Raw genomic sequence first — 24,697 nt, 5'->3', positions numbered from 1 at the left:
TAATAAACGTAATCAGTTAACAATTTTTAGCTGTACACACTATATTTTTATCAATTTTAAATATTATTATTTAAGGAAATCAATAGCAACCTGCGCATGACATGCAGCTCCTTTTATAAGACTGTCTTCATCTATCATAAAATTATTTGAGTGATGAGGATGGCAGCAACCTTTTTTTTCTGATTTCCTGCTCCAAGAAACATGTACATACCAGGAACTTTCTTAAGGTACATTCCAAAATCATCAGAAGACATTCTTTGTGGAATTTTTACTACATTTTCATCTCCCATAACCTTTTTTACAGATTCCCTTACAAATTCAACTGCATTCTTATGGTTAGTAACTGCATCACACCCAACTTTATACATAAAATCATATTCGCAATCATATGCCTCACAAGTACTTTTAATTATTTTTTCCATCCATGTTGGAAGCATATCATGGGATTCTTGTGTAAACGCTCTGTTGCTGCCTGTAATTTTAACCTTACCTGGAATTACATTTGATCTTTCACCACCATTTATTGTTCCAACATTAATTCCTATGGGATTTCTAGCATCATTAACTCTGCTTACAATGGTTTGAAGTCCACTTATTACTGCCACAGCACACATTACTGCATCGTGACCGTCCCAAGGAGTTGATCCATGACAAGACTTACCTTTTATAGTAAGTTTCCATTCATCCACTGCAGACATTACACTTCCTTCCATAACTGCTGCTTTTCCACATTCCAAAAGTGAAAATATATGCATTCCATAAATCATGTCTACCTTAGGGTTTTCAAGCACTCCATTTTCAATCATTGTTGTCGACCCTCCACTTGCTTCTTCTGCTGGTTGAAAAATAAATTTAACATTTCCATCAATTTCATCTTTCATATTCGTTAATATCTTAGCTGCCCCAAGAAGCATAGCCATATGTGCATCATGTCCACATGCATGCATAAACCCTAGATTTTTAGATTTAAATGAAAGATTAGTTTCTTCCGCAACCGAAAGCGCATCCATATCTGCACGAAGAGCTATTGTTTTTCCAGGATTTTTTCCTTTGAGAATCCCCAAAATTCCTGTCTTTCCAATTGAACTTACTTCTATTCCGAGCTCTATCAACTTCTCTTTAACAATTTTACATGTTCGTATTTCCTTAAATGATGGTTCTGGATTCATATGAAAATCTCTTCTTATTTCAACTATCCATTTTTCAATCTTTTTTGCTTCATCTAATGTGTTCATATAAATATATCTCCTTATTTAACAATTAATTAAAATTATGTATAGCAATTTTTCTCCTATCTTATCCGTTGAAGCAAAGTAACAGTATTGAAGGAACAATTTAAATAAAATCTTAAAAATCTGAGGATAATATCTTTAAAAGCCTTTGGAATTCCAATCTAGCTAAACGATAGTGAGTTATTGAAACTTCTTAGAATTTTAAAGATATCATCCTTAGATTTATTGATTTTATTTAATATTCCAAAATACTGTTACTTTGAAACATCCCATTTTTCAATATCTACATACATTCCTATTCCTTTTGGAGAGCCATATGTTACTCTCTTGTTAACAGCTCCTACGCCAAGAGGTGCATAAACACCTGGACTTGGTGAATCAGTAGAATATATTTCTTGAACTTTATTATAAATTTCAGTACGTTTTGTTTTATCTACAGTTGTCTTTCCTTGTTGAAGGAGAGCATCTAATTCTGGATTGCTATATCCACTTAGGTCTAAAGCCTGACCAGTACCTATATATGCTGAAATATCAGGATTAACTGGATCTGATGTAAGTCCAACTATATATAAATCAAATTGATGTTTCTTACCAAGCGCTAAACTTGTAACAAAGTCATATTTTTGAATCTGAACCTTTATTCCGACATCTTGAAGGTTTTGAGCTATAACGTTAGCTGCTTGCTCACGAGCTGTGTTTCCAACAGGAACATTAAATTTTAATACTTTGCTTGAATCCCAATTTGCTTCTTTTAACAAAGCCTTTGCCTTCGCTGGATCATAGCTTGCATAATCGATATCCTTGTCAAAGAACTGGCTTGATGGTGCGTATGCTCCAATAAACTCTTCTCCTGCTCCTTTTAGCAAGTTCTTTATTATCTGTTTCCTGTTTATTGCGTAAGAAATGGCTCTTCTTACTTTTGCATCAGGTATACTCTTTACATTTATCTGTAATGTTTGAACACCACTTGAAACCTTATCTATTTCAACCTTAATATTTTTCATTGCTTTAACCTTATCAACATCATCGTTAGGAATTAAACCTATTTGAGGATCATTCATATCAATTTCGCCGCTTTGAAGCTGTACAGTTATTTCAGTTCCTTGCATTATTTTGAAATTAAGCTGAGTAAGTTTAGGTGCTCCTCTAAAGTAATCTTTGTTTGCTGCCATTTGAACATATTGATCTTTCTTATATGTAACAAGTTTAAATGGTCCATCTGTTACAGTAGGATTCTGGAAGAAGGATGCTTTGAATACTTGATCAACTGGTACATCTTTAAGTATATGTTTGGGAACAGTTTTTAAATATTGTCCAACTAAATCTTCAAATACTGTCTTATCAACGTGATCTTTTGTAATAATCTGTATTGTATGGTCGTCCACTTTTTTTGCTCCGTCAAAGTTATCTGTACCATTTGTATTTTTTCCTGCATCATTTAATCCTGCTAGTATATTAAATTTAGATGCAATAGTAGATGATACTTTAGGATTTGTTATAAGTGCTAGTGTAAACATGGTGTCATCTGCTGTTACTGGCTTTCCGTCTGTCCATTTCGCCTTCTTATTCAATTTTACAGTAAAAGTCTTGTTATCAGTCGTTTCAATAGAATCTGCAAGTGATGATACAAATTTAAAGCTGCTGTCAAGCTCTACAAGAGGTTTAAATAGAATTTGTGTCATGTCATTCTGTGCTACGTCAGAAGAATCAATGGCATTAAATCCACTTGGAGCATTCATTATGCCAACGTTTATTATTTTTTTTGCTGAACTAGTAGTTTTTTTACTTTCACTACTTCCTCCGCTGCTTCCACATGCTGATAATCCAATAGTAGCTGTGCAAGTTATTGCAATTACCAGCGTTTTTAAAATTCTTGATTTCATTATTAGCCCCCCCTATTTTTTTAAGATATTTTTAAATGCACAGAGCCCCAAGTGCACAAAAATAAATTTTATATTTTTTTAATCTATTTCGTTAATATTTTATAATAATATTACTTTATAAAAATAATATTGTCAATATATTTTGTATTTTATTGATAAATTTATTTTTTATTATAGTTGATATTCATAAAATTTGCATTATTGCGAAGCAAAAACACACTCCTATGTAAAATAAATACATAACTTTCACCATTAAAATTAACATTATGAAATGGTAGCCTACAATAAATCTTGATAAAAAAATCTAAAATATTTAGATATTTCAAGCTGCCTGAGCATTCAGCTAGTTATTGAAATATCTTAAAATTTTACGATTTTTTCACCTTAGATTTATGGATTACTTTTTAATGTTACAAGACACTGTTACTTTGCAATGTTTTTATTTAACTACTCCTTTCAAATCATACAATTGTTCACTGCTTGAGCCACCCATTCCCTGCATACGTTCACTGCTGCTATTTGAATTTGAATTACTCCATTCACTTGAGCTTACAACTTTACCATTTTTCTGGACCCACTGCATTATTTCGTTATTGCTGCTGCCTCCCATGCCTCCACTTAATACATATCTTACTTCACCTTTTTTTACTAGTTCTTTAAACTGAGCTAAAGTTATTGTTTTATCGCTGCCAGAGAACCCCCCAAGGGTCATTACCTTTAAGTTATTATTTATTATGAGACTGTCAGCACTTTGAGAAGATGAAACTACAAGCGCATATTTCTCATCAGTAATATTCTTTTTAAGGAAAGTTACTAACTTTGAATTACTACTGCTATTTCCTTCTTTTCCTTGACCCATGCCTCCCATTTGTTTATTACCACCGTTACTGCTGCTAGTATTCATCAACAATTCTAATCCTGCAGCTGGCATATTGTTTGATACCGCATATTTTAAAGTTGCTGCTGAGCCCATAAATGGTATAATGAGAATTCCTATAAATGCAAGAGCTGCGGCTCCTTTTTTCAATTGTATGCTTTGATTTTTAATAAGCCTTAATACACAAAGCCCTATTGAAAATACAAAGGTTAAAACAATTGAAGCTTCTGCAATAACTTTTACTGTAGTTGAAAGACTGCTTGTAAAATATGATAATTCAAGCGCTTGAGCTGCACTATTTATCATAAGAGCAGCAGGTAAAATCCAGCGCTTCCATCCAACTTCATTATAAAGCTTCCACATAGAACAAATACCTATACCTGTTAAAGCTGCTGCTGGTGCTGCCATCATAGTCAAGTAATAATTATGAAACAAACCCTTTGTGAAGCTGAAGTATATAAATTCAGGAAATAACCACATAAACCACATTACTATAGATGCTTTTTTACTATTATCAAGTTTAATTTTTAATTTTTCCTTAAATGCTGCTGCTATAAATCCTATAAATGCTATAGGTAAAAACCACATTATTTGATCAGACAATATATTTTTAGAAAATAATCTTTGAAGTCCTGCAGTTGTTTGACCTCCAAACGTACCTGTAAGTCCTGATGAACCTCCGAATCCACCGCCACCACCGTTTTGACTTCCATTACGTGCACCACTTGGCATTTCACCATTAAAGCCTTGAGGCGCTCCATTCATTCCTTTACTGCTGCTTCCTGATGCAGACTTGGACGAACTTGAACTACTCTGATTACCTGACATCTGACCTTGATTTCCGTTTGGTCCTTGACCTAGCTGCCCACTTGGCGATTGACCTTGTGTTCCACTTGATGCTCCACTCGCTTGACCATTTGATAATTGCCCTTGTTTTCCATTAAATTTACCACCAGACATCCCGCTTGGTCTTTCACCTCGTGCACCATTTGGCATTCCACCGCCGCCCATTCCAGAAGCGCTGCTGCTCAATCTTTCTACTCCATTATGCCCAATTATTAACTCTATCTCACTATTATTAGTACTACTTCCTACATATGGTCTGCTTGAAGCTGGTACTAAGTCTACAACTGTTGCCCAAGAAAATGAAACTAAAACCAAAACTAAAGTTCCTATAAACAAATGTACTATTCTTTTCTTAAATGAAACTGTGCTGCATAAAAGATAAACTATATATATTGCTGGAATCACCATATAAGCTTCAAGCATTTTTATGTTAAAACCAACACCAACCAAAGCTAGACTTATTATTATATATTTCATTTTTCCTTTTTCAGCTGCTATAGAAAGTGCCCAGCATGCAAATAATAATGTCATAACTAACGTATTGTCTATTGTATTGTTTCTGCTTACTGCAACGAAAACAGGTGTTATTGAAAGGCATAGAGCTGAAATTAATGCTGCTGGACTTCCAAAGGATCTCTTTACAATTCTATATAAAACCCAAACTGAAACTACTCCTGCAACAGCTTGTGGAAGCAATATACTCCAGCCACTAAAACCAAAGATCTTAGCCGAAATTGCCTGAAGCCAAAAGCCTAAAGGAGGTTTATCTATGGTTACATATCCTGTTGGATCAAAAGCTACAAAGAAGAAGTTCTTTAAGCTCATGGTCATGCTTTTTACACCTGCTGCATAGTATGAATTTCCGTATCCCTCTATTCCTATATTTACAAAATTAAGTACTGCTGACAATATTAAAATTAAGGTTATTGCAATTCTTTCCTTGGTAAATTTTATTTTTTCAATCAACTTTGACGCCTCCTCTATTTCTCGAAATGTTTACTAATATTTTGACACAATATACAAATAATAAAATATTTAATGCAGATGTAACTGCTAAAACTGGTGTGTATCCTGTGGAGTTAGAACGACCTATCCCCTGCATTAAAACATAATACGTATTTGAGAAAATTGTAATGCTAAAGCCTATTATAAGTGTTAATATTCTCTTATCCTTAAGATATATATAAGCTAAAATTGATAATGCAGCGGCTGGAAATAAATATCTTTCGTGCATGCTACTAGCAAATGTAAATACACCTGAAATTTCAAGCATTGCAACTGCTGGAGCTAACTCTTTACTATTTCCTTTGAGATAAATAACAAAGGCTAATATTGTTATTAATACGATAGCCGCCATGCCTAGATTATGATAACTTATTCCAAGTATTGTTCCAGTATCTTTCACATAATTTTTTCCTATTAAACTAAAGAAATTAAAACCATTAACTGATGCATATGGATACTCTCCCACGGTACTAGAGTATAACTTAAATATCCATGTAAATCCATTAGTAATCACAAATGGAAGTGCTATCAATACTGCCGTACATAAACTAATGAAAGCTGCCTTTACAAATTCCTTTACACTTTTAAGTCTCACGAGTTCAAATAATAATATTGGGAAAAAGATTATTCCCTGAGGCTTCATAAGGACCGCTGCTGTAAAGAATACCGATGCAATTCCTACCTTTCCTTCTGAGAGCATAAAAACTGCTAGAACAAGAAGCAATGTAAAGAAGGAATCTACTTGACCCCAAACGCTTGAATTAACCAAAACAGCTGGGTTAAATAAGTAAAATGCTGCAAGTATAATACTCATAGCTCTAGATAAACGCTTATTTGCTAACTTATATATAATGAGCGATGTTAAAATATCAGCAAATATTGAAGGTAACTTTAAAAACAGATTAAAATATGAACTAAAAACCGATGTACCACCTATCTTACCTATAATTGCCAGTACATACATATACAATGGTGGATAATCTGCATTTCTTGCACTTGAATACACCTTTGTCAAATCATTAGCAGCCGATACTGCCCAGCTCTTAAAGAGATTTAAATCTGATGAGTATTCTGGTAACAATACTGCTATAAATAATCTTAAAAACAATGCTATCAAAACTAAAACTGGAACCAAAAATTTAGTGCTAACTTCAAAGTCCTTTATTTGATTACGAATTACCATGACAAATAATGAAATAGCAGAAACTATAAATATGATTGAATATATAATGACTTCTACAGAGTAGCTATTAGATTGTGAATTTCCACCTCTTCTCATATTTGAAGGCATCCTATTTCCACTTTGATTTCCTCCAAAATTAGGTGTCCTTTGTTTATTACCATTCCAATTTGAGGGCGCCTTAGTGGACTGTGTACTTGAACTACTGCTCTTTCCATTAGGCATGCTAGATAAATTTCCATTTGACATCTGTTTTTGTGAATTATTACTTTGCCCTTGCGACATTCCACCATTAAAGTTTTTATTTTGCCCTGAGCTATTTGGCATCATTCCTTGAAAGCCAACTCTTAACTGATTAGACGATGAACTGCCTTTTAGCTTATATATTTCATACCCACTTGAAAACATTAATAACACAAGGACAAGGATTAAACTCGCTTTAATTAGTATACTTCTTTTATAGTTATTCATTTTTCCTCTCCTTACTTTATGCCGCCAACTGCTTATTAGCTTTTCCCTTAAATATAAACAATTTGTATACCACATAATTAAATACTTGCAGAAACAAAGTGACAATAACCTTTGAAACATATACATTTATATAAAGTTTATTGCTTAAAATATTAAGTCCAACAAGGGAAATTCCAAGTGAAGTTATGTTGGTAATTACAAACTTTGCAAACTGCACTATAGGATTTACTTTTTCTTTCTTATCATTAAAAGTCCACAATTTATTAAGCACAAAACTATTGATCACACCCATGCTGTAGCCACCAACTTGACATACAAGTTTATCAATGCCAAATATGCTTAAGAGAAGCGTAAAAGTCAAAAAATCCACTCCTGTATTAATACATCCCACAATTCCAAACTTTATAATTGACTTATATTTCTTATACAGCTGCTTAATCTTCATCTTTAAAGCCCTCCTTCTCGCCTATAATATAAAGAGGTCTTCCTTTAGCTTCATCACTCATACGACTTATATACTCACCCATCACTCCCAACACTACAAATATAATCCCTATTAAAAAGAAAATCATTGAAATAGCTAAACTTAATCCTGAAACACTATTGCTTGTGAAAACATCTTTTAATAATTCAAATATAAAGTATAAAAAACTAATTGCACTAACTACTCCTCCAATGTATAAAGGAAATTTCAATGGCTTATATGAAAATGAGGCTATACCATCTGAAGCAAATTTAAGCATTTTTTTAAGTGGATACTTTGTTTCACCAGCAAATCTTTCATGCCTTACAAACTGAACTCCTGTCTGCTTATATCCAATCCAGCTAACAAGTCCACGTACATACCTGTTATGCTCTGGAATTGACTTTAACTTATCGCATACCTTTCTATCTATTAATCTAAAGTCTCCTGTATCTACAGGGATATCAATATCTGTCATACTTTTTAAAGTTCTGTAGAAAGCTTTTGCTGTAAATTTTTTAAAGAAGGTTTCTCCCTCTCTTTTAGCCCTCTTTCCATAAACTACATCATAACCTTCCTTCCATTTTTCAATCATCTTTAATATAACCTCTGGGGGATCCTGAAGGTCAGCATCTATAACAACTACTGCATTTCCACTTGAATAATCCATTCCTGCTGAAATTGCTAACTGATGCCCAAAGTTTCTAGAAAAGCTAAGTAATTTTATATTTTTATCCATACTGCAAATGGTTTTTGCTATTTCTACTGTTCCATCTTTACTTCCATCATTTACAAAAATTATTTCGTAGGCTTCCTTTGTAGAATCCATAACTTTTTTAAGCCTTTTGTAGGTTTCTCCTATTACAAGTTCTTCATTGTAAACCGGAACTACTATTGAATACTGAATTTCTGACTTACTCATTTTCATAACCTCCTTGTATAATGTAGTCATAACATTCGATAGAAAACTATCATGATTCCTAACGAACATTAAAACTCATATCTTTTAATATATTCGAATAGTTACAATTTTACGTGCACAGCACCGTAAAACCCTTCACCTTTCGCATAGCGAAAACCTTAGTCTTTTAACAAACGAAGTGAGTTAAAACCCTTCACTATAGTGCTCGACAAATTCCAATTTAACTGGATGAATTTGATGGTACTAATTTTAAGCTTTCAGCTTGTTCATCTATAACATATCGCAAAATACTGTCACTTCACTTGTCCTGCTAAAAATCCAGAACTCCATGCCCATTGAAGGTTAAATCCACCGCAATCTCCATCAACATCTAGTATTTCTCCGCAGAAGTATAAACCAGAAACAAGTTTTGATTGAAGAGTTTTTTCGTCGACTTCCCTAGTATTTATGCCTCCTGCGGTAGCCTGTGAATTTTCAAATGAATTCGTTCCACTAACAACGAAATTCCATTTTTTAAGAAGGCTTACTATATTTGATTTTTCTTCCCACGTTAAATCACAGCACTGTTTGTGAATATTTGATATGTTGGCTTCTTTAAGAAGTATAGGTATAAGTTTTTTATGTATAACTCCTACAAGAGAGTCAAATACACTTCTATAGTAGAACATTCCCCAATGATTCTCAAAGAATTCCTGAATTTTATTTTCTTCTATGTTAGGTAAAATATCCACTTGTAAAACAACATTTTTGTTCTTTTCAATTCCGATAGATGCTATTCTGCTGAGCTGAAGTATAGCAGGACCAGATATTCCATAATCAGTGAATAGAATTTCACCAAATTCTGTTCTTTCTAATTCGTCGCTGACGAAAATTTTAGTGTTAGCATCAAATCTTATTCCAGATAAAGCTCTAAGACTATTATGCACTAATTTTAGTTGTACTATGGCAGGAAGAGGAGTTACTATGCTGTGACCCATATTTGTACCTAGTTTAAAGCCAAAGCCATCAGAACCGGTTTTAGGCGCAGATTTGCCACCACATGCAAGTATAACTTTATCACATTCATAAAGTTTATCGTTTGAATCGTATATTTTAAAAGTGTTCTTTGATTTCTCTATTTTAATTACTTTTGAATTCGTATGTACAGGGATATCCCTATCTTCAAGTGCAAGCCTTAGTATATCAAGAACAGATGAGGCTTGGAGAGACATTGGATACATCTTACCACTTTCTAAAGTTGTAAGTGGAAGCCCAAGCATACTGAAAAAATCTATAGTACTGTCTTTATTGAATTTATCTAGGGCATATTTAAAAAAGCCATTGTTTTGACTATGATATCTAGCTTCATTTATATTTTCGTTTGTTATGTTGCACCTGCCATTGCCTGTAATCAATATTTTTTTGCCTATTCTATCATTTCTTTCAATTATTGAAACATCATAGCCAGAATCCTTAGCAGAAATTGCTGCCGTTATTCCAGCTGCACCGCCGCCAATTACAATTACCTTCATTAAAATCTCTCCTCAAGATAAATTTAAATATATTAAAACTTCAATATATTTTACATCAGAATTAATATTAAAGCTAGATTATTTGTAAATTTTTATTGTTATGTATTTCACCTTTGAATTTAACAAATCAAAAACAAGATCCAGTTATAAATGTATTACTGATTATTAGGATAATATTTTTGACAGAAACCAATGGATATTCCATTCATTATAACAGGATGTTTTGACGATATAAACAGAAAGAAAGACAAATTGGTTACTTTATAACAATATAGTTTATTGACTTTAAGTATTTATATATGGAAAAATGATATTGCAAATAAAAACAGAACATTATATAAAATTTAATAAATATTAAATGAATTTAAGAAAGGAGAAATCATGAAGAAAGAAGATTTTTTTAATCGTGATAATTCATGTTATTTTTTTGACGATGGGGATGCTATTGCAGAATATTGTATGGAGAATTGCAAAGAAGATGTAAAACATATTATTCGAGTAGCTGATGAAGTTTGTAAGCACTATTTTGTTTTTGACCTTAAATGGGATATGGAAAGAACGTATGATCCAGTTACATTTAAAGGAACAATATATTGGAATTATATACCATATGGTGATCCGGAATTTGTATACCAATTTAATCGACATCGCTTTTTCATATGTCTTGGACAGGCATATTTGCTTACAGGTGATGAAAAATATGCAAAAGCATATGTAGAATTGACAGAAGATTGGATTGATAATGTTCCACTTACAGATGAATACAAAGCTGGTCCATGGCGTACTTTAGAGGTTGGATTACGTGGAGAAACATGGAATAAGGCATTACGCTACTTCAAAGATAGTCCTTATGTAACTGAAGAATTTTTAGATAAATTTTATAATTGTATGATACAGCATGCAGAATATTTAATTGAGAGTCATTCTAATTATTGTTATATAAGCAACTGGGGAGTTTTACAAAATCATGGTTTGTTTGAAATTGCAATATGTCTTCCGCCACATAAACGAACAAATGAATATATAAATATAGCATTAAAAAATTTAGAAATTGAAGCAAGAATGCAAATAATGAATGATGGTGTTCAGTGGGAACAATCACCAATGTATCATAATGAAGTATTCCATTGTTATCTTGATGTATTAATTCTAGCTTCAAGAAATAATGTTACAATCCCTGATAGTATTTATGAGAGGGTAAAAAAGATGGCATTGGCAAATGTTGCTTGGATGAAGCCAAATCATAATCAATTTATGATGGGGGACAGCGATGATACTGATATAAGAGATTTAGTAAGCACTGCAGCATATATTTATAATGATCCAGTACTTAAATTTGGAGGATATGAAAAATTTGATTTTGAAAGTATTTGGGACCTTGGCATAAAAGCGGAAAAAGAATATGAAAATATTCAGTCAAAAGAACCAGAGGTTACATCAATAATGCTAGGTGATAGTGGCAACACATATTTACGTTCAGACTGGTCGGAGAGGGCTAATCTTTTACATTTTCATGCAGGGACTTTAGGAGCAGGTCATGGACATTCTGATCAACTACACATAGATTTAGTAGTTAACGGTGAAGATGTGCTTATGGATAGTGGACGATATACATATGTGTATGGACCAAAAAGATTTGAATATAAAAATCCTGATGCACATAATACAATAACTGTTGATAATAAATATTTTACAGTATGCAAGGATTCATGGTTATGCTCTAAATTATCACAGCCAGTAAAACAGGGATATTCAAAAACGCAAAATTGTGAGTTTGTACAGGCTGGACATTTAGGATACATGGATATTCCTGGTGGAGTATATGTTAATAGAAAAATAATTAATATTGGTAAAGATATTTATATAATTGTTGATGAAATGTATACGAGTGAAAAGCATGAATATGAACAATTTTTTTCATTTTAGTAATTATGGTAAAGTAAAATATACAAAAGACGAGAATAATAAAATCAATTATACAGGAAAAAATGCATGTGTAGATTTTTATTTTATGTCAGCAGATATTAAGGTAAATTTACAAGAGGGACATATTTCTAGAAATTATAATCAAGAAGAGAATAATATGATATGTAAAATTGTTAGACAGAATATAGGATTTACAAGTCTTATTACAGTTATCAATGCTGATGCAAAGCAAAAATTTACAGTTGATAAGATTGGAGTGAAATCAGCATTAAAGGGAAGTTATTATGACGATACTATGGCAGAAGGTCTTAAAATAATATGCAATGAAAAACATATGTTATTATAATATGCCATCAAGAAGTGAATTCACCTACAGATTTGGTAGAAGCAGATGGTTGTATGGGATATGGCAATGTGATTGTATTTGATAAAGATAGAGATTACCTTGTAGGTGAAGTATTAAATTGGTGAATACTAATTACCTTGTCGCATACTACGATATGCTAATGGTGTCATTCCTGTTTTTTTGTGGAACTGACGATAGAAATGTACTTCATTTGAATAACCACAATGCTCAGAAATTTGTTCTATGGATAAATTTGTTGTTGTGATTAATTCCTTTGCATATTCGATTCGCATATTTATTAAGTCGGTCTGGAATGATATGCCGAAAAAATCTTTATATAAATGCTGAAAATAAGAAATGCTTATGCCTAAAGAATCAGCAGCTGCTGCTGGAGTACTTTTTTTATATGGTGCAGATAATAAAGACAGACGAAGTTTTTGCAGTTTTGTATGATAAGGATTGTATTGACGGACTCGGTCTTTTTCTTCGTATGCCAAGATTAGCTTGTTCATTAATATATGAAGAAGCATATCAATGTTAGCAGCTTTAAATCTAGGGGAGGTATAGTTTTGTTCCCACATAATCTGTTGTAGGTATGATGTTAAAATTGAAGGATTACTAATTGGATAAGCCTCATTAAATGCAATTCCAGAAGAACGAAACTCATACTCACATGTTGTGTCAAAATGAATCCAGTCATCAATGTAATAACCATTTGGATTTGAATATTCATATGGTGTATTACGATCAATTATAATTGCACTGTTTGGATTTACTGCAAAAGTTCTATTATCAACAGTAAATTGAGCGTTGACTTTTACAAGCAAAAAAAGATAGTGGTTTAATCCTCTTGGTCGTGACATAAAAAATGATGGAGGATGTTTTGCATTAGAACCACCCATTAGAACATAAAACATATTATAATATACCTCCTAAGAAAAAGTAACAGAAAAGGTTAGTAAATCACATTATAGGATATTAAAATTTATATGTCAAATGTTTATAATACAGAAAAAAGAAATGGATTGGAGAATTTCGTATGGATGAAAATGAATGGATAAAAAGTATTGCAAAAAAGATACAGAAGAAAATAGAAGTTGTAGCAAAAAGAAATCGTGATAAAATACCATATACAACGAACAATGGTGAATTTGATGATTTATCAGAAAGTGATATTTTCTGGTGGACAAATGGATTTTGGGGAGGCATTATGTGGCAGATGTATCATGCAACAGGTGATGATATTTACTGTGAAATAGCCAGATATAATGAAAGAAAACTTAAAAGGAACCTTATCGATTATAGAGGCATTGATCATGACAATGGGTTTAGATGGCTACTAACAGCAGTTGCAGATTATCGTTTAACCGGAAGCAAAGAGGCATTTAATCTTGCAATTGTTGCAGCTGGAAATTTAGCAGGTCGCCTAAATCCAGCAGGAAACTATCTTCGAGCTTGGAATGATAATGGAGATGGATGTAACGCAGGAATTGCAATCATCGACTGTATGATGAATTTACCACTATTATATTGGGCATACGAGGAAATTAACGATCCTAGATTTTTGCATATAGCAACAATACATGCTGATATGGCACAAAAGAAATTCGTAAGAGAAGATGGGTCTGTAAATCATATTGTTGTATTTAATCCATTAACAGGTGAGGTTATCCGCACAGATGGAGGTCAGGGATATAAAGAAGGATCATCATGGACAAGAGGACAGTCATGGGCACTTTATGGATTTATACTTAGTTATATTCATACAAAAAATAAAGAATATTTGGATACTGCAAAGAAAGTCGCAAATTACTTTATTTCGAATATACCAGAAGATGGTTTCATACCAGTGGATTTTCGTCAACCAAAGGACTGTGTGTGGGAAGATTCGTCAGCAGCTGCCATTGCAGCATGTGGTATGTTAGAAATAGAAAAATATATGGAGGAAAATGAAAAACATATATATCATAATGCAGCATTGAAGCTGCTGATGGCATTAAGTACTTATAGGTGCAACTGGAATGAAAATACAGACAATATTGTTGAAAAGTGTACTGTAACTTACCATGATAAAAGTCATGAGAATTCGCTTATTTATGGAGATTATTATTTCATAGAAGCAATTTGGAAATTAACAGGTCAAGAATCATTTATGTGGTAATAAGTAAAAAAGTCACGCATATTTATTTGGGGTATAAAATATATGGTGAAAAGGGTGAAATCACCGCAGTCTCCATCTTGTGAGATAAAAAAAAGTTTTCCGCACAACTAAATTGTGCAGAAGCTTTTTTATCAGTACAGGTTATTATTAAGCTGCTTCTTCAGCAGTTTTCTTAGAAGCAAATTTTTCTGAAAGCTTTGTTCTAAGAGTTTGTATTAAGAAACCACCTATGAGGAATGTAAACATAAATGTTAAAAGTATTGAAATGTTTTGCATAAGTCCAGAGTGGTCTATTCCACTAAGTATCATTCTCACTACTTTAACAGTATAAGTCATAGGTATGAACTTACTAACAACTCTATAGAATAATGGTGCTGTTTCTATAGGAAATGTACCTGCACAGGAAGATAATTGCAATATGAGTAACACAAAGGATATTGGTGTTGACATGATCCCGAATGCTGCTGATAGCCCGTACATTACGCTAAAGAAAACTAATGAAGTAAATATGTTATTTAAATATAAGTAAGTTGTATTTACGGCATCTAAGCCCAAACCAGCATTTAATGATAATGCTAATATTATAGCTTGTACAGATACTAAAGCTACTCCAGCTATAAACTTACCTATGAAACTATTAAGAAATTTATTCTCAGTTAATTTAAACTTATCTACCAAGGTTAAGATGATGTTTACAAACATAGCGCCAAGCCATAAGGAAAGTGAAATGAAGTATGGTGCAAGTCCTTCACCGTATTTTTTACATCATTTATAGATTGATCACTTAACTTAACTGGGTCAGAAACAAACTTTGACATATCATTAGAAGTAAATTTTAAGTTGTCATTGAGTTTGCTATATCCATCATTTAATCCAGTTTTTAATTTAGTAGTTCCATCATTTAAAGTTCCTAAGCCTGAATTTAAAGTTTTTGCTCCATCGCTTAACTGACCTAAACCGCTTGCTAAGGTACCAGTACTTGAAGTTGCCGTATTTAATCCACTTGTAAGTTGACCTGCTCCGTTACTTGCAGCTCCAAGACCTGTCATAAGATTCTTTGAACCATTGCTTAATTGTGATAAACCATTTGTAAAATCACTTGTCTTTGAAGCTGCAGCGTTTAAATTAGTATAAATAGTTGAGCTTCCATCTTGAAGAGGTTTAATTCCGCCTATAAATTTGTCTATAGTGCCAGAGGTTTTAGCTTGGGCTTTTAAAGTACCGGCATATATTCCTGCGTTGTATTGCTTTAAGCCAGCTGCAGCAGTTGAAAGATTGTCACTAACAACATTTTTACTAGCTCTTAGGCGCTCAGAGATTTGAGGAGTGATTTGTTTAAGAGCAGCTGTAGTATTTTTTGCTTTTTCCATGTCTTCCTTTGCTTGTGATGGATCTGTTGAAAGCTCATCCATTGCTCTTTGCAAAAGCTGATCAACTGAATCTATATTTTGATTGACATTATCAACTCCACTAGCAGCATCTTCGAGATTGGTTGAAACTGCGTCATTAAGATTTTTTACTCCAGTATTAAGCCCATCAGCTATATTGCTTGCTGATTTAGAACTGTTAATTAAAGTATCCATGTCTCCGCCAGGTACATTAATGGTTGTTTTAAATTGAGTTAAGTTATTACTTAAATCATTTAAGCCACCAACTACTCTTTTTTGACCTTCGGCAAGTGCGCTTAATCCGCTGAGAGCCGTCGAACCACTATAAGCAGAATTTAAACCATTGTTAAGAGTTATACTTCCGTTGAATAGTTGGTCTAATCCGCTTTTTAAAGTACTTGAAGCAGTTACTGCACTGTCTAACCCTGTTTTAAGTTTATTTGATCCATCAAAAGCAGTAACTAAGTTTGTGGCAAGAGTACCACTTCCGTCAAGTAACTTTTGTGTTCCATCTTGAATCTTATTTTGTGCATCACTAGCATCTTTTAATGAAGCTTTAACCTCATATAATTTGTCAACTAAAACTTTAGAGGTTTCTTTTGAAATATTACTTGATATTTGATTTTGAATGCTCTCCGCACCTTTTAATGAAAGTTGAGAGAATATAAAGTTTCTTCCTTTATTAGCTCTATATATTATTTGCGGCTTTTGAAAATCACCACTTGTTGAATTTGCTAATTTTTTAGAAAAGTCTTTAGGAACTACTATCATAGCATAATAAGATGCACCATCTACACCTTTCTTAGCTTTATTGTAGCTTATAAATTCCCATTTAAAGGAATCATTATCTTTAAGCTTTTTTTCTAAATCTTTTCCATAAGTATAATCTTTGCCATCTTTCATATAAGGTTCATCAAGATTAACAAATGCTACAGGAACGTCTTTTAAACTTCCGTAAGGGTCCCAAAATGCACCTAAATAAAAAAGTGAATACATCATAGGAATAAACATAATTGCGAAAGTAACTATGGCTATAATTTTCCACAAGAAACTTTTATTGAATTTTGATTGTTTTGACTCCATAATTTTCCTCCTCTCTTGTTTTTGTACTTACTGGTCAGTATAAAAATAGCATAACTTTTTGATTTTTGCACTAGGCGGCAATTTCCAGGAAAACGTTTATAAATCTTAAAAGTTAGTATTTAAGCCATTAAGTTTATTTTTAAAATTTTTGTATACTTTTTGATTCAGAGTACAGAGTAGAGTGAATGTGGATTTACCTTTCGTTTTACTCAGGTGAATATTGGAAATTATATAATGTCAGCTGCACTGAACACCATATGTGGTGAAATTGCGTAAGCATTAAGTTTTCAGATTTTTCCCATCCTCCTATAGATGTGACCTAGCATTTTACTAAAAAGAAATAGAGAAGTGATGGAATATATAAAAATCTATCTTTAAAATAAAGTTTTGATGAGATTAAATTAATAATGTAGAATTAAATGGGCATATAATACTATGATGGGAATATAAGTATTAGTTTCTACCGTATTTTAGTTCAAAAATAGCTTTTTATAAATTTAAATAAAAAAATTTAAAAAATATGTTGACACATGATGATTTTTTTTGTATTATATTACTTGTCGGGTCGCGAGGCCGGATTAAATGAATAACATATGGCCCGTTGGTCAAGCGGTTAAGACACCACCCTTTCACGGTGGTATCATGGGTTCGAATCCCGTACGGGTCACCATTTAAAAATATTGTGGGCGCTTAGCTCAGCTGGGAGAGCATCTGCCTTACAAGCAGAGGGTCACAGGTTCGAGCCCTGTAGTGCCCACCACAATATTGCGGCTTGGTAGCTCAGCTGGTTAGAGTGCTGGCCTGTCACGCCAGAGGTCGAGGGTTCGATCCCCTTCCTATATATACTATTCAATATTTACTTGAAAAATTTTATAAATTTAAAAAAAAATGTTTACTTTTCAAAAAGAATAATGTAATATTATGTAAAAGGAGATGGTTAATTTGAAAAAAGTATTTAGTATTATTTTATCAGTGTTAATTCTATCGACTACCGTTGCCGTTGTGCCCGCTAAAAATACTGTTAGCGCTGCCACAACATCTAAAATAGGAAGTACTGTAAAAGTGGGTAAATATACTGGACAAGTTATTCCTTATAGTAAATTACCTGCAAATGTAAAACCAACAACAGTGAAAAGTCTTGCAGAAGCCGAAAAAGTTGTAGATGAGGTTAATAATTCATTTAAAAGTACACTCAAAAAATTTAACGCCAATGCAAAAATCAATTCTTCAAATCAAATAAAACCTGATGGTACAGTTTACACCATGAGTACAGGTACTCAAGATAAGGTTAATGGAGGTCCAATGGTAGGTACTAGTTTTCATGTTAGAGTTCAGTATAGTTATGTTAGTAATAGATTTTCATCTTGTAGTAACATAACAAGCTATTTATCTGGTAATACAGTTACTTTCTCTTGGTCTCAACAAAGTAGTAATTATAGTATTATTGATAGTTCAAGGACATTAGCTACTAATGTAGATGGAATTATAACAGACTATCTAATCACTCCTATTGGATTAGTGGCTGTAAGTAATGATCCTGAAAGTGTTTACACAGAATTTTATCTTTAATGTAAAGAAATAGGACGGGCATTTAAACCTGTCCTATTATATTCTATTTTATCTAGTGTAATATATCTTTATGAAATAATATTCTTTTTATTAAGAAAGTCTTCATGCTAAATTATAGCTTCCTACTGGATTATGTTTAGCTTTGAAAATTGGTTTTGATGAAGATATATTATCACAGTGGATAGCAGAAAACCCAAATTCTAAATCTTTAAATATTAATAATGCCATTGATGTTGCCTCTAAATCGCTTGACCCAAAATTTATTGCTACTTATTCAATAAACTCAATGAAAGACTTGCTACAGGTTACAAGGGACATTGATTATTCAGTTAAGAAATTCATACAAGATACTTTTAGTAAACACGTAACCATTAGAAACTTAAAGAATATGAATAGGCAAGAAATATTTGATAAACTCATTAAGGAACTAACAGGTAAAAAGTTATAAAAATTAATTCACAAAAATACTACAGATATTGTAGACAGTGCAGGATGCGATGGAATACATTGCTGTGGCTGTAATGATAAGGCTTCACCAAGCACATGTAGAAGTCATTAAACAGTATGTGTAGTAGAACAATCGTAAAGGTGATTTAGTAAGAATACCATATAATAAATTGATAATTGATACTTGCAAAGAAAAGCACAGATATTAAAGATACTTATAACTATCTAGAAATAATAAGTAAGGATAAAAAGTAAGAATGGCTTATGAAGCTAGAGAAGCTGAGCTTCATGACAAAAATACAATGATTAAATCAGGTGTAATTAAAGTTGCGGAAAACCTATTGAAAATGGAGATGCGTATTGAATTAGTAGCAAAAACGACAGAATTATCAGAAGAAGAAATTCAGAATTTAAAAGAAAAAAATGAGTTAGTATTTAAGCAGCCACTTATTAATTTAAGCGGATGCTTTTTTGTTTATAACTTATTATAAGTAGTTTTATGATACTTTGAGTATAGTGGTAAAGATCACTATCATCATCAAGAACTGCAATTTCACCACAAATAGTACATTGGTAAGTACATTTATCTGGTTTACCTCCTATTTTATGCATAAATATCTCCTCCTCGAATAGCACATTAGTATAAGAGCAGTTGGATAGTATATCATCCAGCTGCTTTTTATAATGGCTTATTTAGCCAAGGAATGTAATTGTAATAGAAGCTATTTACATAAAAAAATACATGTGGTATAATTTATATAAATAGTTACAAATTTACAAAATGAGAGGGTTTTTAAATGAAAAAAAAATATAGTGCTATCGGACGGTGATAAGTTAAAGGAAATTAGAAGAAAGTATGGTTTGAAACAGGAAGAAATTACGGGAAGTGAGATAACAAGAAATCTTATAAGTGAGATTGAAACTAATAAAGCAAGTATTACTAAAAAAACGGCAGAGGTTGTTATAAAAAACTTAACCGCATTGGCTAAAAAAAGGCGCTTTGAAGTTGATGAGACCGTTGATTATTTAATGGAAAATCAAATTGTACAAGCTAATAAAGCTCTTGATAATTATATAGAAGAGCTAAACACTTTAAGCATTTCTAAGGGTGATAGCTTTATTAAAACACTCAAAGAAGCAGAAAGTTTTTTAATTGACTGGGACATAAAAGATAAAAAATTAAAGATATATAAAATAGCCGGAGATTATTATTGTAATAATAATGAGATGTATAAAGGTGCTGTATATTATGAAAAAGCTTTAGCATTAATTAATCGGGTGTTTTTAGATAGAGAATTAATACCACTTTCAAGGAAACTATCCATGGTTTATGTATATATAGGTGACTATAAAAAAAGCATTGAATGTTGTGAGTTTATATTAAATCGCTTTGATGATATTTCAGTTAATGATAAAGTGATTTTTACATATAACAATGCTTTATCTTATTTTTATATGAATAATTTTGAAAAGACTTTGCAAAACCTTGAGATATCTGAAAAATTAGTAGATAGAAATGATAATTTAAAATTATTTAAAATACTAGATAGCAAGGCTGTTTGTTTGTGTTCAATGAAGCGTTATAGTGAGGCATTACAGGTATTTGATGAACTGATAAGCTTGGTTAAAAGTAATTATGTAGATAGGTATGTAACAGTGTTATTGAATATCGTAAATGTTTATTTAGACATGCAGGAAAAGGATAAAGCTCTTGAAAACTTTAATTGTGTTATTGAAAGGCTAAATAGTGTCAATAATGATAGTCCTTATTTATCAGAAATTTATTTTCATGTTGGTAAATTTTATAGAAGTTTTGGTAATGAAGAAAAATCTGAGCAATTTTATTCAAAAGCTTTGAATTTATGTGAAAAACAAAAAAACTATGTTTTGGAAAATGACATATTATGTGATTTAATAGAAATGTATACAGTTGAAAACAAAGTAAAGGAAATGAACAGTATAAAGTACACGTTATTTTCTTTGTTTAATAAACAGGGGAATATAAATCATATGCTAGTTCACAAATTGGTGCTTTTTTATATTGATAATAACGTTGAAACGGCTAAGGAACTTATAAACTTTGTACTTAAAACAAATTAATGGGAGGTGTTGAATATGTCAAAATTAAGTCGTAAGAAAGCATTACTATTGTTTACTTGTATGCTGCTTATGTTTGTATTTATAGGTGTAAATACACAAATTACAAGTAATATTGCTTATATAACAGGAGGTGCTATGGCTAAGGCTGTAAAAGTAATTCCATTTATATTTTAACGAAGTAAAAGCAATTTGGAGCACAAAACCAAGTTGCTTTTTTATTATAAGATTTTTGTGTTTTGCAAACTCTGTATAAGGATATTTTAGAATAATTAAAGAGTTTAAAGGCAGAAATTAATATAAGAGCAATTGGTTGAGTTACCTTTCTAGCTACCTTTTTTATGTATCTAAATAAAAAAAACACTTTGAGAAAGGTTAATAAAAAAGACAGGAATTAACCTGCCTTTTTATTAATAATGATAATTAATAGATAACTTAGGATCTTGCTGCCAAAATGCCGAATCAAATTTAACTATGCTAAATTCAGATACACCAGTTAAGAAAAGGTTTATTATTAGTGAGTGGAGCAGCATAAAAGATTATGTTATTTCATTATTTAATGATGAATTATCAAGAGAATTTGCTGAAAAGCTGGTAGATCTTTATAATAAGTTTTTTGAAATCAATTATAAAATTGATAATAATAAATTTGTAATTACAAATAAAGAAATAACTGAAATAAAGAAAGAAATAGAATATGTAGAGGGATTAGTTGATTCTGATAAAAATGAAAATCGAAGCAAAAAATAATTATATAAATTCCTCTGATAAAACCCGAAAAATGACATATAAAGAATAGTAGATACATTTAGTATTTGCTATTCTTTTTAGCAACAAATTATTTTTAGGTCAAATTGGCTAACAAAACTGTGTGTAGGCATTTTCTGCTTATATGCGGTTTTTTATTTTGTTTAAATTTAAAGGAGGAATTATCTATGGGACAATACTTTAAAGCAGTAAATATTACAAAGGGAGAATTTGTAGATCATATGGATTATAATTCATTTTCAAAGATTACAGAACATTCATTTAGACCAAATGAGTATATGCTTGCAGTTGAAGGATTACTTCAACCTGATGGAAAATGGTATAAAGATAAAATTGTGTGGGCTGGTGATTATGCTGATGATGGTCTGTTTATACCTGAAGGATACAAAGGCAATTTATATGATTGTACTTCTGATGGTACATTCAAAAAGATTAAGGCTAAACCTACAAAAAAATTATCAAAGTATATTTTAAACCATGATAAAAAGCAATTTATAGATATGGAAGCTTTGCCTTCATATGATGATGGTTGGATTTTACATCCCCTATCACTGCTAACAGCTGTAGGCAACGGACAAGGTAGTGGAGATTTCTATACCAGTGATAAAAAAATGCTTTCATACGTTGGAACTTGGGCAGGTTTGGTTGTAGTTCAGAAACGGATGTAGAAGCTAAGAAATGGAATAAAAGCTTCAAAGAAGCCTTTATTGATAAAGCAGATCCAGAGCTGAACTTAACCATAGTTGACTGTCACATTTGAGAGAGGAGCTTTGGCTTCTCTATTTTTATAGAATTAAAATTTTAAAGGAGAGAGATTAAAATGTTAAGCATAAATCAATGGCTTGAAAAAAGAGTAAAGAAAAACATTCTAAAAGCTGCATGTGTTGCAATTAATCCAGTTAAAGCTAAACACTGGAAGCGTGAATGGAATAGATACAAGCTTTCACAGAAAAGAAGAAAACTAGGAAAATTTCGATCAAGGAGGAGTAAAAATGATTAATTATTCAGAAGAATTCAAAAGTCAATGTAAGGATGTATATCCAAATTGGAATGAACTTCATGAAGCTTTGGAGCATGGAAGTGAATTTGCTGGAAGATACTTAAATGATGCATCTTTTGATACTATAAATATTGATGATGTTTTGAGTATTGAAGATATGACTTCACTTAAGCAGCTTAAGGAAAAGGCTTTGAAAATTAAAAAGAAGAAAGAATTGTATAATAAGTGGTGCGAAATATTTAATCAAAATATTAAGGAGGATTAACTTTCAAAGTTAGTCCTTTTTTATTAAAGAAACGTTGATAATTTTAAATAAAAAATGAATAGGAGGTCAGTTTTTATTATGAAAGTAAAATATAAGGGCGTGACTTTTGATGAATTTACAGTAGAAACAGGGAATGGAAAAGTTTTTGACATAAGTAAATTAAACAAGGATATACCAGTTGGAAACATAAAATATGCATGGGGTTATATTTGTGAAGAGTGTGCTCAAAAAGTAAATTGGAATATCAATCTTAATGATTTTAAAGAGACACTTGATGGCTATTGTTGTTATGCAGATGGTTGTACCAATAGGAGAAATATTCATGAAATACAGTTGTCACTTAATGAAATTAAACAACTAGAATTTGTTAATAAAGCGAAAGAGACCAAAAATATTAGTATAAATGATTTTAAAGATCAAAAGCACATAGCGGTTGATGAAAGTAAATGGAAGGAATATAAAGGCTATAAGGATGTTGATTATAAAGACAAACAATATGACAATCCAAAATACAATTGGAAAATGGTTTATTGGGAAAACAATGATGAAAAATACGGAAGGATCATGGTTAGTGAAGCTTTTAAGTTAAAAAGAGGCTTAACTATGGGTGAATTCTATGGTACAGGAGTAGTGGATTAATAAGTATAAAAACTAGGAGGATTAACTTTCAATGTTAATCCTTTTTTATTGGAGGGGTAAGAATGAAGTTAAAAGTAATAAAGCAAATAAAGTCACCATATGGAGTATTTGCAGAACCTGGTGATATTGTCGAATATAAATGTGGAATGGCAAGAAATAAAAAAGTACACATGGGAGTTGATTTTATAGAAAATTATGTAAAACTAAATATTTTCCAAAGAATAATACTAAGTTATACATTTGAAAAATATCGCTGTAAATTAAACAAAGTTTTATACAATTTAAAAAAATATTTTTGTAAAATGAGGTGAATATTTTGAAAAATGTAATTTTACAAAATTTTAAAGGCATAAATTTCTATCATGCAAAAAGAATTTGTATAAAAGGTAATATCGCATTGTTTACCATATATAAAAACCCAAAAGACTTTGCAAACAAGTACGTTGTTAGGCTATGGGAAATCAATAGACAGCTTGGCAATTCATTTGCTACAAAATATTGCGTAGTTAAAGGCACATTAGAGGAATGTAGAAATTCACTGCCGGAGGGTCTTTATAAAATTGATAGATTTAAAAGCGACGATCCTGTAATCGTAGAAATTTGGATATGATAGATTGA

The 24,697-nt window shown here is 31.7% G+C and carries 25 protein-coding genes and 2 tRNA genes; 17 read left to right on the top strand and 10 right to left on the bottom strand.

Annotated elements, in window-relative coordinates; translation table 11 throughout:
• Positions 1–134: 134 nt before the first annotated feature.
• The 7 genes from AGR56_RS17215 to AGR56_RS17185 all read right to left on the bottom strand — a co-directional run bounded on the left by AGR56_RS17215 (position 135) and on the right by AGR56_RS17185 (position 10,390).
• Positions 135–1,235, bottom strand: a complete 1,101-nt coding sequence (locus AGR56_RS17215; RefSeq protein WP_242851524.1) for a M20 family metallopeptidase — start codon at positions 1,233–1,235, stop codon at positions 135–137.
• 251 nt (positions 1,236–1,486) lie between these two features.
• Complete coding sequence (locus tag AGR56_RS17210; RefSeq protein WP_053243240.1) at positions 1,487–3,115, bottom strand: ABC transporter substrate-binding protein; 1,629 nt, start codon at positions 3,113–3,115, stop codon at positions 1,487–1,489.
• Positions 3,116–3,554: 439 nt separating this feature from the next.
• Positions 3,555–5,801 carry a glycosyltransferase family 39 protein gene (locus AGR56_RS17205; RefSeq protein WP_053243363.1) on the bottom strand — a complete coding sequence of 749 codons (2,247 nt, stop codon included), beginning with the start codon at positions 5,799–5,801 and terminating at the stop codon, positions 3,555–3,557.
• A complete protein-coding gene (locus tag AGR56_RS17200; protein ID WP_053243239.1) occupies positions 5,797–7,494 on the bottom strand; it encodes a glycosyltransferase family 39 protein in 1,698 nt (565 codons plus the stop codon). Before AGR56_RS17200 ends, AGR56_RS17205 begins: the two co-directional genes overlap by 5 nt.
• A 16-nt stretch (positions 7,495–7,510) precedes the next feature.
• Positions 7,511–7,939: a GtrA family protein gene (locus AGR56_RS17195; RefSeq protein ID WP_053243238.1), complete on the bottom strand. Its 429-nt coding sequence runs from the start codon at positions 7,937–7,939 to the stop codon at positions 7,511–7,513.
• The gene (locus AGR56_RS17190) at positions 7,929–8,879 is read right to left on the bottom strand and encodes a glycosyltransferase family 2 protein (RefSeq protein WP_157055805.1); all 951 of its coding nucleotides are present in this window, start codon (positions 8,877–8,879) and stop codon (positions 7,929–7,931) included. Before AGR56_RS17190 ends, AGR56_RS17195 begins: the two co-directional genes overlap by 11 nt.
• A gap of 293 nt (positions 8,880–9,172) precedes the next feature.
• Entirely contained in the window at positions 9,173–10,390 is a 1,218-nt protein-coding gene (locus tag AGR56_RS17185; protein ID WP_053243236.1) for an NAD(P)/FAD-dependent oxidoreductase, read from the bottom strand.
• Positions 10,391–10,771: 381 nt separating this feature from the next.
• Between AGR56_RS17185 and AGR56_RS17180 the strand changes: the two genes are divergently transcribed.
• Positions 10,772–12,316, top strand: coding sequence for a heparinase II/III family protein (locus tag AGR56_RS17180; RefSeq protein WP_242851523.1), 1,545 nt, complete (start codon positions 10,772–10,774; stop codon positions 12,314–12,316).
• Positions 12,294–12,662 carry a hypothetical protein gene (locus AGR56_RS22325; RefSeq protein ID WP_242851522.1) on the top strand — a complete coding sequence of 123 codons (369 nt, stop codon included), beginning with the start codon at positions 12,294–12,296 and terminating at the stop codon, positions 12,660–12,662. The genes AGR56_RS17180 and AGR56_RS22325 overlap by 23 nt, the downstream gene beginning before the upstream one ends.
• Positions 12,663–12,790: 128 nt before the next feature.
• On the opposite strand, the gene AGR56_RS17175 is transcribed toward AGR56_RS22325, so the two are convergent.
• Complete coding sequence (locus AGR56_RS17175; protein WP_053243235.1) at positions 12,791–13,579, bottom strand: helix-turn-helix transcriptional regulator; 789 nt, start codon at positions 13,577–13,579, stop codon at positions 12,791–12,793.
• A gap of 122 nt (positions 13,580–13,701) precedes the next feature.
• Here AGR56_RS17175 and AGR56_RS17170 point away from each other — a divergent pair, with 122 nt between their 5' ends.
• On the top strand, positions 13,702–14,823 hold the full coding sequence (locus tag AGR56_RS17170; protein WP_053243234.1) for a glycoside hydrolase family 88 protein: 1,122 nt from the start codon (positions 13,702–13,704) through the stop codon (positions 14,821–14,823).
• A 147-nt stretch (positions 14,824–14,970) separates the two neighbouring features.
• Here AGR56_RS17170 and AGR56_RS22320 read toward each other — a convergent pair whose 3' ends face one another.
• Entirely contained in the window at positions 14,971–15,525 is a 555-nt protein-coding gene (locus AGR56_RS22320; protein ID WP_242851521.1) for a YhgE/Pip family protein, read from the bottom strand.
• Positions 15,516–17,294: a YhgE/Pip domain-containing protein gene (locus AGR56_RS17165; RefSeq protein WP_242851520.1), complete on the bottom strand. Its 1,779-nt coding sequence runs from the start codon at positions 17,292–17,294 to the stop codon at positions 15,516–15,518. Before AGR56_RS17165 ends, AGR56_RS22320 begins: the two co-directional genes overlap by 10 nt.
• Before the next feature lie 595 nt (positions 17,295–17,889).
• Between AGR56_RS17165 and AGR56_RS17160 the strand changes: the two genes are divergently transcribed.
• The 14 genes from AGR56_RS17160 to AGR56_RS17090 all read left to right on the top strand — a co-directional run bounded on the left by AGR56_RS17160 (position 17,890) and on the right by AGR56_RS17090 (position 24,689).
• A tRNA-Glu gene (locus tag AGR56_RS17160) sits at positions 17,890–17,964 on the top strand.
• Positions 17,965–17,978: 14 nt separating this feature from the next.
• Positions 17,979–18,054: transfer RNA gene (locus AGR56_RS17155), tRNA-Val, on the top strand.
• A 173-nt stretch (positions 18,055–18,227) separates the two neighbouring features.
• Positions 18,228–18,863: a hypothetical protein gene (locus AGR56_RS17145; protein WP_157055804.1), complete on the top strand. Its 636-nt coding sequence runs from the start codon at positions 18,228–18,230 to the stop codon at positions 18,861–18,863.
• Positions 18,864–19,005: 142 nt separating this feature from the next.
• Positions 19,006–19,311, top strand: a complete 306-nt coding sequence (locus AGR56_RS17140; RefSeq protein ID WP_053243232.1) for a hypothetical protein — start codon at positions 19,006–19,008, stop codon at positions 19,309–19,311.
• 256 nt (positions 19,312–19,567) lie between these two features.
• A complete protein-coding gene (locus AGR56_RS17135) occupies positions 19,568–19,801 on the top strand; it encodes a hypothetical protein (protein WP_053243231.1) in 234 nt (77 codons plus the stop codon).
• A 322-nt stretch (positions 19,802–20,123) separates the two neighbouring features.
• Positions 20,124–21,410, top strand: coding sequence for a helix-turn-helix transcriptional regulator (locus tag AGR56_RS17130; protein WP_053243230.1), 1,287 nt, complete (start codon positions 20,124–20,126; stop codon positions 21,408–21,410).
• Between the two features lie 15 nt (positions 21,411–21,425).
• Positions 21,426–21,584: a hypothetical protein gene (locus AGR56_RS20490; protein ID WP_157055803.1), complete on the top strand. Its 159-nt coding sequence runs from the start codon at positions 21,426–21,428 to the stop codon at positions 21,582–21,584.
• A 297-nt stretch (positions 21,585–21,881) separates the two neighbouring features.
• Complete coding sequence (locus AGR56_RS17120; RefSeq protein ID WP_053243228.1) at positions 21,882–22,157, top strand: hypothetical protein; 276 nt, start codon at positions 21,882–21,884, stop codon at positions 22,155–22,157.
• A gap of 185 nt (positions 22,158–22,342) precedes the next feature.
• Positions 22,343–22,843 (top strand): hypothetical protein, encoded by a 501-nt coding sequence (locus AGR56_RS17115; protein WP_053243227.1) that lies wholly within the window; start codon positions 22,343–22,345, stop codon positions 22,841–22,843.
• Between the two features lie 152 nt (positions 22,844–22,995).
• Positions 22,996–23,175, top strand: coding sequence for a hypothetical protein (locus AGR56_RS17110; protein ID WP_053243226.1), 180 nt, complete (start codon positions 22,996–22,998; stop codon positions 23,173–23,175).
• Positions 23,168–23,440 carry a hypothetical protein gene (locus AGR56_RS17105; protein ID WP_053243225.1) on the top strand — a complete coding sequence of 91 codons (273 nt, stop codon included), beginning with the start codon at positions 23,168–23,170 and terminating at the stop codon, positions 23,438–23,440. Before AGR56_RS17110 ends, AGR56_RS17105 begins: the two co-directional genes overlap by 8 nt.
• 78 nt (positions 23,441–23,518) lie before the next feature.
• Complete coding sequence (locus AGR56_RS17100; RefSeq protein WP_053243224.1) at positions 23,519–24,079, top strand: hypothetical protein; 561 nt, start codon at positions 23,519–23,521, stop codon at positions 24,077–24,079.
• Between the two features lie 62 nt (positions 24,080–24,141).
• The gene (locus AGR56_RS17095; RefSeq protein ID WP_053243223.1) at positions 24,142–24,390 is read left to right on the top strand and encodes a hypothetical protein; all 249 of its coding nucleotides are present in this window, start codon (positions 24,142–24,144) and stop codon (positions 24,388–24,390) included.
• 5 nt (positions 24,391–24,395) lie between these two features.
• Positions 24,396–24,689, top strand: a complete 294-nt coding sequence (locus tag AGR56_RS17090) for a hypothetical protein (protein ID WP_053243222.1) — start codon at positions 24,396–24,398, stop codon at positions 24,687–24,689.
• Positions 24,690–24,697: the final 8 nt, after the last annotated feature.

It is taken from the genome of Clostridium sp. DMHC 10 (genome assembly GCF_001270375.1).
GTDB classification, from domain to species: Bacteria; Bacillota; Clostridia; order Clostridiales; family Clostridiaceae; genus Clostridium_S; species Clostridium_S guangxiense.
The sequence above is the reverse complement of the archived record's forward strand: the minus strand, read 5'-3'. Positions and strand labels throughout refer to the sequence as shown.